This is a genomic window from Teredinibacter haidensis (assembly GCF_014211975.1).
GTDB lineage: Bacteria > Pseudomonadota > Gammaproteobacteria > Pseudomonadales > Cellvibrionaceae > Teredinibacter > Teredinibacter haidensis.
On sequence record NZ_CP060084.1, the window covers coordinates 1353394 to 1362685 of the forward strand.

Genomic DNA, 9292 nt, shown 5'->3' on the forward strand with positions numbered 1-9292 from the left:
TATGGACGCTCCTGGTATGTCAAGGCGAAAAACACCTCGCCATCAATATTTGATAGCCTTTTTTGTGGTGTTCCCTTATTGACCGTTTTTTTGATTTGGGTTCGTGCTGACATATATTCGGCCTATTGTGAAAGTTTGTTTTTGAACGTTACTTTCTGGCCCTGATGAATTCCGCACTTAACTGTCTCAAACAGTCACTCGGCTTATTAAAGCCTTGTCCTAACCAGACTATGGTTAAGTACGGAAAACCCGCTTTAACATCAAAATTCGACGATACCAAGAGAAAATATTCTTTTAATTGTTCTAAGTTTACCTAAAAAATAAATTGTTTTTATACGTTATTACAATGCGTATACCTACGCAGGAATAATTTTATAATCTACACCCCGTTGCAGTATGACCCAAATCAGTCGTGCTAAACGGTTAGCTAAAGCCACGGCGGCTTTATTGACGCCACGACGCTCAACGAGGTTATTTACCCAAACGGAGAGTTTGTCCGTTTTGAGTTTTGATCGATACAATACGGATCGCGCACCATGAATCAGCTGCTTGCGTAAATAACGATTCCCGCGCTTAGTGATACTTCCGTTAACGGATTTATCACCGCTAGAAAATTGTTTTGGTGTAACGCCCAACCAAACAGGAAGTTCACGAGGATAGGAAAATTGGCCTGCATTTCCAATGGCCGAATACAGTGCGGTTGCAATAATAATACCAATCCCCGGTAATGTTATAAGTCGTTGGCATAGCGGGTTTGAACGAACAACTTCAATGAGTTCCTGTTTGATTTGGTCGCAGTGATCTGTAATGCGAAAAAATTCATCATGCGCTTCTAATAGCTGTCGCTTCATGCGTAAGCGTAAAAAAATAAAAGAAAAAATAAAAGGACATCCAAAAACTTGACACTAAAAGTAATCCGGTCTATTCCTGTCTTTGCGCAATAGCGATCAGCTTGCCACTTCTTTACCGATTAGGAGAAAGGCTCGTTTTTGTTAGTGTAAATGCTGGTATGGAAGGCGAGGGTGCTGTTGGTTCGCCGTTGGCATTCGTTGTCGGTATGCTTTTCGAGAATTTTATATTGGCACCATGTTTGGTCCTTGCTATTTACGGTGGGTTACTTTGGCGTAAAAGTATTACTGTCAGTCGCTTAACAAGTAGCTGCACCTGACAAATATTGCTACGCTCGTTTTTGTGTATGTCGCGTAGCTCCATTTTACAAAAAACGCTCTCCGCAATATTCGCAGGTGAGCTAAACGTTAAGGCTTATCATGAAAAATGTATTGATATTTATTTTACTTTTATTTTATTCAGCTTCCGTTCTGGCTTTTAGGATCGACGTGGAGGCGGGTGATGCAAGATCGGTACAACTTTTTGGTGTGTGTGGGGATTGTTCCAAATCTGCCAAAATATCTGTCGTAGATGTTAGGTTGCAAGAGGGGCAGTGGTTTCCAACAACTGAGATCCAATTTAAGGGAAGTACCGAATCGGAAAAATTTGGCTTTGGTATTGCGATGTACCAAGATGGTAAAGGATTGAGTGCGTATTACACTAAGGGTTCTAAAACAACCGTTTTGAAATCTAATCTAAAGTTGCTAACAACCTATAACATTGATTTCGAGTATGTAGGTAATAATATCCTAAGTTTTTCTGTGGCCGGAAAAATATTGAAATCGACTTAGGGTTCAAGCCGAAAAGTGTTAGACACGGTGTATCAGGTATGGCGGTAGATATAGAGTACCAGCCTTAACAAGGCTATCAAGCAGACCTCCATTCCGGTGCTTGATTTCGCGCTGGCCGCTACGCTAGCGCAAAACAATCACCTCCATTACGGCTGCTTATAGCGGCGTTATGCTCGGTAAAGAAAAATTAATATGAATCAATATAATTCACCAATTTCGAATCTAGATGTAGATGAGAACCGTCGAGATAAAAATCACTACCCGTGGATAGCGGCTTTGGTATGCATAATATTCTATTCTACGATTTTCTTGTTCGTGCAAGATTTTGAAAAGGAAATTGTACGCTTTACGCAAGTATTTGGGTTTGTCGCGGGTGGTCTATTGGTAATATTTTCACTTCTAAATAGTGTCGCCTTTTTAGGGGCAATTTTATGGTCGAAAATAGGAGACGTCAGAGTTCCATTTGCGTTTAACAAAATAGTTCAAGTCGTCTATGTGGGCTCTATAGTGCTTACTATAATTGTATTTGTGGCTGGCGTATATTATGTCGGAAAAAATGCATAACAATACGTGCCAGCTGACATTTTGGTCGGCGCTCCGTTTTGTGTATGGCTTCGCCATTTCACACAAAACTCCACACCAACCAAAATGCAGCTGCACTCTGCGTTATGGCGGGTCTAAATAATTTGTATATCGTTCTAGAGTTCGTCAAAATTTGAGGTCTCGCAGTTTAGTAAGTGCAATCGTCGAGAAAGAACAAATGGTTTTACTCGGCGCAAGAAAGTCGCGAAGTGGTTACAATAGAAAGTATTGGAATAAGGTGAGTCTAAAACAGTTCGTTCCTTGGCTCACCGTTTAAGATTTCGCTGCGAAAAAAATGGGTAGTTCGTATCTTCAAAGCTCTATCAAGAAGGTGCGAATTGTAAAAATAGTAGTTTAAACTGGTTGGGTTTTTAATAGGCTAAAGTTCCGCGTTCGCTCCACAAAAAGCGCTGTAGAAAGGAAGTGCCACCCAGCGCCTGAGTTATCAAATGAAGTGCAACGAAATTGACACTTTTTACTCCATTCCATGTTGTGCATGCCTACGGCATAATCGAAAAACATTACATTACGTAAAAAGTGCAGTGAAGAACTTCAGCGTTTGCGCAGAGAAAACAAGCGTCTACAAGAGGAAATGGCTTTTCAAAAAAAGGCTGCTGCGTACTTTGCGAACGACCAAAAGTGAAGTAGGCCGTCATTTGAATGCACGTTGGGCAATTCACGATAGCGTTGATGTGTCGAGTGTTGGGCGTATCTCGATCAGGTTTCAATCGTTGGCGAAAAAGGCCAAAAAGCTTGAGGGCATCCCGTCGAGAGCAAATGGAGGTGCCAGTAAGAGAAACGTATGAAGAATTCGAAGCGGCCTACCGGGCGCCAAAATTACAAAAGAGTTGAATCAACTCTTACGGCTTGCTACCCAGGTTGCCGAGGCGTTATGCGTTCCCGCCAAGCCCCAACTTAGCGACTTTCTGACTAAGAGTACTTCGAGCAATGCCCAGTATTTCTGATGCGTGGGTGATATTGCCAGATGTTTTGGCCAGGGTTTCTTCAATAATTCGTGATTCCAGCTCCAGGAGAGCCTGCTTTAAACCGTTTTCTGGACAGGCTAAGTTAGTCGCTATTGTGTAAACAGATTTGTTCTCACGTGTTTTTGGGATAAAGCTCAAGAACACATATTGGTTTTTCTCTGTGCTTGTAAAAAAAAGGATCCAGATGGTTAAACATACGGTGACAGAAATAAAACCAGAGGCATTTATTTTAAAACCCAAGGCCATTAACAATACAACTAAAATTGCAATTGTTGCCATTGGGGCGAAAGCAAACATATAGGTTTTAGCAAGAGTTCTAGCGCTACGCTGTTTGCTAGTTAATATCGTAAACCCTAAAACACAGACCATAGTGACTAGGGGTACTAGTAATCCCAGCTGAATAACAATATAAAAAGGGCCTGAAATGCGTGTAATGGAATAGCCTATACTTTGAGCCCCGGCAATAGCAGCACCGGGAGTTAGTAATACGGCTTCGACAAACAGAAAAACAGTGCCCAAAGGATATAGCCACCACTTGGTTTTTATTGTTGTATTGGTCAGCGTCAGCGCTAGGGTAGAGTACGCGGCAATCAGGGCAAATGCATAATAAATAATGAGTGCTGTAAGCCCGTCGCCTTGATTGTTTGCAACACGAAAAACACCCAGTTCGCAAATATTCATTACTATAAATGCGATAGATATTGCATAAATAATGGGCGACGCCTTATATATTAGCCCCTTGACATTCCAAAGGGCTAATATTTTAAGCGCTAACGCTAATACACTAATTAGTACAAGGTACTGCACTGAAATCAAGTCCTATCTGACAGATGCTTAATCCGCTTCCGGCTCCCAAAAACAGTATTTTTTCATTCGTTTTTGGTCTATTTGCATCGTAGTTTACCGCAAATGTAGCACTAGTCAAATTACCATAATAGTCATAGGTGATAGGCGCCTTATCAATTGGCACGTTAGCCATCTGCGTCATTTTCCTGTGGGGCCTCGCACCAACCTGATGGCAGTAGAGCGCACCTATATTCTCGGGGTGCCATCCAAGCGACGCATAGGTGCCGGGCATCATCTTTTGATGCTCGTCGATCATTGCCCTGCTGATAGTTTCCATGTTCATTTCAAATTCAATGTAGCCGTCTTGCTGTTTGGCATAACACAGATTGGCATGTACGGAGTTAGTTTTGAATCGCATGACATCTAGTTTGGGTCCGCCGCCAGACTTGGTGATCACGAAAGCTCCACCAGCATCACCGACAGTAAATGCACCCAGGAGGCGACGCAGGTTTTCCTTGGACCTATTAGTCGCTAACTGCTTAATAACATCATAGGTTACTACGCTGGGCTTTTCTCCCGTACAAATGAGGATGTTTTCGGCTGCGCCGCTTCCGATATACAAGTCTGCTATGGATAATCCATTGAGCAAGCCAAGGCAGGCATTGGATATATCCAGGCATGCTGCGTTGTGCGCGCCTAACATAGCCTGTATTTCATGGGCGGTAGACGGCTCTGGATACTCCGTATCAATCCCGCAATAGATAACACCGTCGATATCGGTGGATTCTATATTCGCATCCGCAATTGCTTTTTGCGAAGCCTTATAAGCCAGGGTGGCGTACGTTTCCTTCGGGGGGGCTACGCGCCGCTCTTTTATTCCGGTGCATCTCTCGAGGAAGTCAAAGCGCACACCAACGGCATCCGATTTAGCTTCACGCATTAACTCTTCTGAAGATACGACGGTTTGGGGCAGGTATGCGCCTGCCCCTGAAAGCCATGAATTACCTTTTTGATTAATCATATTTATTCTCCTAGTTAAAGTGTTTTCGCGTTGTTTTCGCGTGCCCCATATTAAATAGAAAAATGTATGTATAAAAATCAATTTATTGGCGCCTAATTCAGCGTTGAAAAATGGGCATTAGGTGTTTTTTGGTTTTTTTTTGTACTTAAAAGGCAATTACTTTTAGTAAGTACGAATATCCGCAATAAAGACGCGCTTTTCGATACTTTTTGTAGAATTGTGGCGTATGTATCTGACATATGGCGCATAAATACCGTCGAGAATACGACCGAAACCCATTTGATGTGGCCCTCTTGACACCTAATAGAATGGAATTAATCTCGAATTAGAGAAAATCCACGTGAGCTTGGCGAGATAAACCGTCTTCGCAGCGAAAAATGAGGTGTCTATGAACAATATTGATGCGGGTGATAAAATGATAAGGAACGATAACGGTGTTGATAATATGATTTCGAAGTTGCTTGAAAGTATTCCTCCTGCGCAGGTTCGCTCTCTAATTGAATTTTCTAAATCTATTGAGTCTTCATTTTTTGTCACCGCCTCAGATCTGCGGCCGGTTTCATGTGTCTTGAACGAAAGAAAAGAGGGGGCTAACGTCAAAAGAGGTACAAACCGCGCAACTCTTTCTCTCGTCTCTGTGCGCTGAAACCAGCCGCGACATAAGAAAAATAGGTAGACGGCCGGTAACCGCCAAACCAACGACACCCTGCGAAACATACATTAAAGAGCGGACTGTTTAGCTTACTTTAAATTCAGGAGGCTACTATGTCCAAGCGCCGCTCTTACGATTGGCCTCAGCTCTTTGTAGAATTCGAGCAAAAAGGCCGTTCTCAAATCGATTTCTGTAAGCTCGCCCTAAGTGCTTCAGCTTAAAGCTCTCCAAGCGCAATACCTAGGAAGGTGGGGCGTTTACAATGGCGATTGTTAAACCAGAGATTGGCTCAACTCAAAGCCTGATTTTGGAGGTGGGTAATTGCAAAATTCACTGCCCAACTTCCATTCCCTTACCGTCCTTTATATCACTGATTCAGTCTTTTGCATGATTCGTTGGGCTGAAGATTGTCCGATCTATCTGCATCGAGATCCGGTAGACTTCCGTAAAGCGATAAATGGTTTAGCGGTAATTGTTAGCGAAGAGCTGGCGTTGGACGTTTACGATAAAGCCTTGTTCGTATTCCGCGACCAACTCAAAAAGTTGTGCTGAGATAGCAGGGACTTCGCCGTTTGGCAGAAGCGTCTGGAATAGGATAAGTTTAAATAGCCCCGAAAAAAACCGTTCGCAACCTTGTCAATTACCTGTGAGTAATGGCACTGGCTATTGCGCGGTTTTGATGTTGCAAAGTTCAAACCCACAAACAATTGAAATTTACCGACGTCGCTTAATGTTGTTGTTAATGGCCGCTATGAACGATACAGCGGCTCTACAAAAATAAAATGAGTTGTTGCGTGAAAAACTCGTTGAGCGTAATACGCAAATCTCCGTTCTCAACGAATAAATCAAACACCTTCTCAGTAAACGTTTTGGTTCTTCCAGTGAAAAATCGTCACCTGACCAGCTAGGCCTGTTTGATGAAGCCGAATGCGAAGAATCTGGCAGGACAACAGTTAAAAGCCATTCCGGTACCCACACGCCGGGTGTCAGCATCCCCGACAATCTCCCTCGTGAAGAAATTGTTCACGATCTACCCTAAGCAGAGAGGGGCTGCCCGCCCAATGGCACCGAACTCAAAACATTGGCAGCGACGATCAAGAACAGTTGTAGATCATTCCGGCCAAAATCAAAGTTGTACGCCACACGCGTTTAAAGTACGAGAACCACATAGTCCCTGCAAGTAAGTCGAAACAGCCCATCGAAAAGATCATTGCCAGCCCAAGCTTACTCTCCTACATCGCTACGGAGAAATACGCGGATGCTTTGCCCCTATATCGTCAGAGTGAGATATTCAAGCGTATCGGTATTGAACTAGGTCGAACCAATATGGCCGACTGGATGGTGAAGTGTGGTGAACTAGTGCAGCCACTAATTAATCTACTGATTGATCATCCACATAAACAGCCATGCCTGCACGTGGATGGAACAACCTTACAAGTGTTAGACGAGCCCGGCAAAACGGCACAGAGAAAAAGTTATATGTGGGTTATGGGCAATACCGGTCATCGGCGATCATGTGTGTTCCGATACTCGCAGTCAGCAGGCCCCTCTAAACCTGCTCAGTCAAGACAACACTGGCATTACGGCTGAGGGCTAAGAAAGATATCAAAAAATCCTGCGATCAATACCAAATAGAACGTTTTGGCCGCATGGCCCATGCGCGTAGGAAGTTTAAAGACGCAAGCCCTAAAAAAATGGGAAAACCGGCAAAGCCGATCAAGCACTGGCCCATATTCAAAAACGTTACGCCATTGAAAAGAAAGTAAAAGACGAACCGCCAGATAGACGTTACGAAATAAGACAAAAAGAAGCCACGCCCACACTCGATAAACTCAAAGCGTGCATGGAAAAGATCTTACTTGCGGTTGCCCCCAAAACGGCCATAGGCAATGCGTTGGTGTATCTGAAAAACCAGTGGGATCGATTAATCACTTACCTAGAATATGGCTGCTACTCCATCGACAACAATGGGGATGAACGTGCAATACGTCCGTTTACTATTGGTCGAAAAAACTGGATGTTTAGCAAAATCCAGGCTGGCGCGAAGGCAAGTGAAAATCTGTACAGTTTGATTGAAACTGCCAAAGCTAACGACCTGAATACGTACGACTACTTGCAGCACATTTTTAAAGATCTGCCCAACGCACAAAATATTGAGCAGGTTGAAGCACTGTTACCTTGGAATATTGAGCTCGGCAATTTCTAAAGAAAAGAAATAGTACTTCGTTAATTCAGTAGAGGGTTATAGTGAGTGTCTATGGACTCATATGGTTGTCGATATTATGCCATCAATGTTTTTAGGTTGATCAGGGCGTCAGGGGTCATCGCTCTTAACTAGGGCGATCGTCTTTCTGGCCGCTATACCGCCACATTCATTATCAGAAAAAGGAGTGAGCCACCTATAGGCGCGCTTTCTATAATGCGGAAAAAACGTCGTCACACGTGAATTGTACGGTTCCCCCCCCTTAACAGGAAACTATCATTTAAGATTTTAATCCTGTTAACCTTCTGACGGTTTAGATGGAAGATAAAATCTTCCTAAATCTGGCAGGATCAATACTATTTATTAGCGAAATTATTTAAACTATTCTCTCCTGTCGACAATTTTTACTGGTTGTATATAGTCGATATAGATTGTAATACTAAATTTAAGCTACAGCATCCATATTTGTATTCGCCTCGAAATATACACCTTTCTTAAATTTACAGCCGGCCAACAATGGCTCGACTACCGAATTATTTTAACAATCCCCTATGTTAATAACCCGTGATTTATATCAGCAACCCAATAACAATTTTCTGCGCTGCTTCGTGCGGATTGATATGCCTTACAAAATTGTAGCAAGGAATAAGAATAAGTTGATCAAAAGAGTGTTTCTCGCCATTCATAGGGTGGGATTTTTTTCGCTAAAGATATTTATCGGGAGAAATGGTTTCTGAACGGGTTATGCTAAAGTGTCATGCATTTAAAACGCAGGGGAATTCAGCCGGATATTTCCGACAATTAAAATTATATCGTTAATTCCCTATGTAAAATCAGGAAGGTGCTATACACCCACTAATATCAATGTATATATTAATTATATGTCCTAGGGGGAGCGCATCTTCTGCAGTAGGGTGTATTGGCGTTAATTTTATTTTCTATAGGACGTTTCCATCTTGTTGGGTGGGGTCTGCCATTTTTATTTGGGTTTTGTTGGTTCGAAATTGGTGCGCCAATATGAATATTTAAACGCCTTTATCCTTGCTCTATTAGTTTTGGCTAATGTAGTGTGTATAGGCGAGATTTTAAAATTACCGGTTTTTTTGAAGCGCCCACCTACACATGACCTGCAGGCAAAACTCCATACCTTTACCATCTAAATAAAGTTCGACTATTAAGTCATGACGTGGAAATATTTAAAGTGGCGCTATAAGCGCTGCTATCATTTTATCTATCCTATTGCTTTCTATTTTTTTAATTTATTTTTTTGTTAATAGAATTGAAACATGCTTGTCATCTGAGCGCGGATTGGGTTACATTGGCGCCTTGATGACTTGAGTATTGATAAGCATTAAGTCATAGGAGCGCGACCGCAGTGTCGTG

10 protein-coding genes and 1 pseudogene are annotated in these 9292 nt (G+C 42.5%); 8 read left to right on the forward strand and 3 right to left on the reverse strand.

Annotated features, from left to right (window positions below):
- Positions 1-356: 356 nt before the first annotated feature.
- On the reverse strand, positions 357-851 hold the full coding sequence (locus H5715_RS05445; RefSeq protein ID WP_075187496.1) for an IS110 family RNA-guided transposase: 495 nt from the start codon (positions 849-851) through the stop codon (positions 357-359).
- Between the two features lie 417 nt (positions 852-1268).
- On the opposite strand from H5715_RS05445, the gene H5715_RS05450 reads away from it, so the two are divergent.
- Both H5715_RS05450 and H5715_RS05455 read left to right on the forward strand, forming a co-directional pair.
- On the forward strand, positions 1269-1679 hold the full coding sequence (locus tag H5715_RS05450; RefSeq protein WP_075187495.1) for a hypothetical protein: 411 nt from the start codon (positions 1269-1271) through the stop codon (positions 1677-1679).
- Positions 1680-1871: 192 nt separating this feature from the next.
- Positions 1872-2243, forward strand: coding sequence for a hypothetical protein (locus H5715_RS05455; RefSeq protein WP_075187494.1), 372 nt, complete (start codon positions 1872-1874; stop codon positions 2241-2243).
- Between the two features lie 908 nt (positions 2244-3151).
- On the opposite strand, the gene H5715_RS05460 is transcribed toward H5715_RS05455, so the two are convergent.
- The gene (locus tag H5715_RS05460; RefSeq protein ID WP_139309902.1) at positions 3152-3928 is read right to left on the reverse strand and encodes a helix-turn-helix domain-containing protein; all 777 of its coding nucleotides are present in this window, start codon (positions 3926-3928) and stop codon (positions 3152-3154) included.
- 103 nt (positions 3929-4031) lie between these two features.
- Positions 4032-5054 (reverse strand): ketoacyl-ACP synthase III, encoded by a 1023-nt coding sequence (locus H5715_RS05465; protein WP_075187492.1) that lies wholly within the window; start codon positions 5052-5054, stop codon positions 4032-4034.
- A gap of 388 nt (positions 5055-5442) precedes the next feature.
- On the opposite strand from H5715_RS05465, the gene H5715_RS05470 reads away from it, so the two are divergent.
- The 6 genes and pseudogenes from H5715_RS05470 to H5715_RS20380 all read left to right on the forward strand — a co-directional run bounded on the left by H5715_RS05470 (position 5443) and on the right by H5715_RS20380 (position 7912).
- Positions 5443-5700, forward strand: coding sequence for a hypothetical protein (locus H5715_RS05470; protein WP_075187491.1), 258 nt, complete (start codon positions 5443-5445; stop codon positions 5698-5700).
- 327 nt (positions 5701-6027) lie between these two features.
- Entirely contained in the window at positions 6028-6258 is a 231-nt protein-coding gene (gene tnpB / locus H5715_RS05475) for an IS66 family insertion sequence element accessory protein TnpB (RefSeq protein WP_175574329.1), read from the forward strand.
- A gap of 292 nt (positions 6259-6550) precedes the next feature.
- Positions 6551-6745 carry a transposase gene (locus tag H5715_RS20165; RefSeq protein WP_281388207.1) on the forward strand — a complete coding sequence of 65 codons (195 nt, stop codon included), beginning with the start codon at positions 6551-6553 and terminating at the stop codon, positions 6743-6745.
- 224 nt (positions 6746-6969) lie between these two features.
- Positions 6970-7296, forward strand: coding sequence for an IS66 family transposase (locus tag H5715_RS20170; protein ID WP_246434699.1), 327 nt, complete (start codon positions 6970-6972; stop codon positions 7294-7296).
- A gap of 118 nt (positions 7297-7414) precedes the next feature.
- A pseudogene (locus tag H5715_RS20375) lies at positions 7415-7741 on the forward strand (IS66 family transposase); the annotation flags it as partial.
- On the forward strand, positions 7724-7912 hold the full coding sequence (locus H5715_RS20380; protein ID WP_281388208.1) for a transposase domain-containing protein: 189 nt from the start codon (positions 7724-7726) through the stop codon (positions 7910-7912). The pseudogene H5715_RS20375 and the gene H5715_RS20380, both read left to right, overlap by 18 nt.
- Positions 7913-9292: the final 1380 nt, after the last annotated feature.

Coding starts and splice junctions, on each gene's coding strand:
- H5715_RS05445 (WP_075187496.1), bottom strand. CDS start 851: ATGAAGCGACAGCTATTAGAAGCGCATGATGAATTTTTTCGCATTACA.
- H5715_RS05450 (WP_075187495.1), top strand. CDS start 1,269: ATGAAAAATGTATTGATATTTATTTTACTTTTATTTTATTCAGCTTCC.
- H5715_RS05455 (WP_075187494.1), top strand. CDS start 1,872: ATGAATCAATATAATTCACCAATTTCGAATCTAGATGTAGATGAGAAC.
- H5715_RS05460 (WP_139309902.1), bottom strand. CDS start 3,928: ATGAATATTTGCGAACTGGGTGTTTTTCGTGTTGCAAACAATCAAGGC.
- H5715_RS05465 (WP_075187492.1), bottom strand. CDS start 5,054: ATGATTAATCAAAAAGGTAATTCATGGCTTTCAGGGGCAGGCGCATAC.
- H5715_RS05470 (WP_075187491.1), top strand. CDS start 5,443: ATGAACAATATTGATGCGGGTGATAAAATGATAAGGAACGATAACGGT.
- H5715_RS20380 (WP_281388208.1), top strand. CDS start 7,724: ATGTTTAGCAAAATCCAGGCTGGCGCGAAGGCAAGTGAAAATCTGTAC.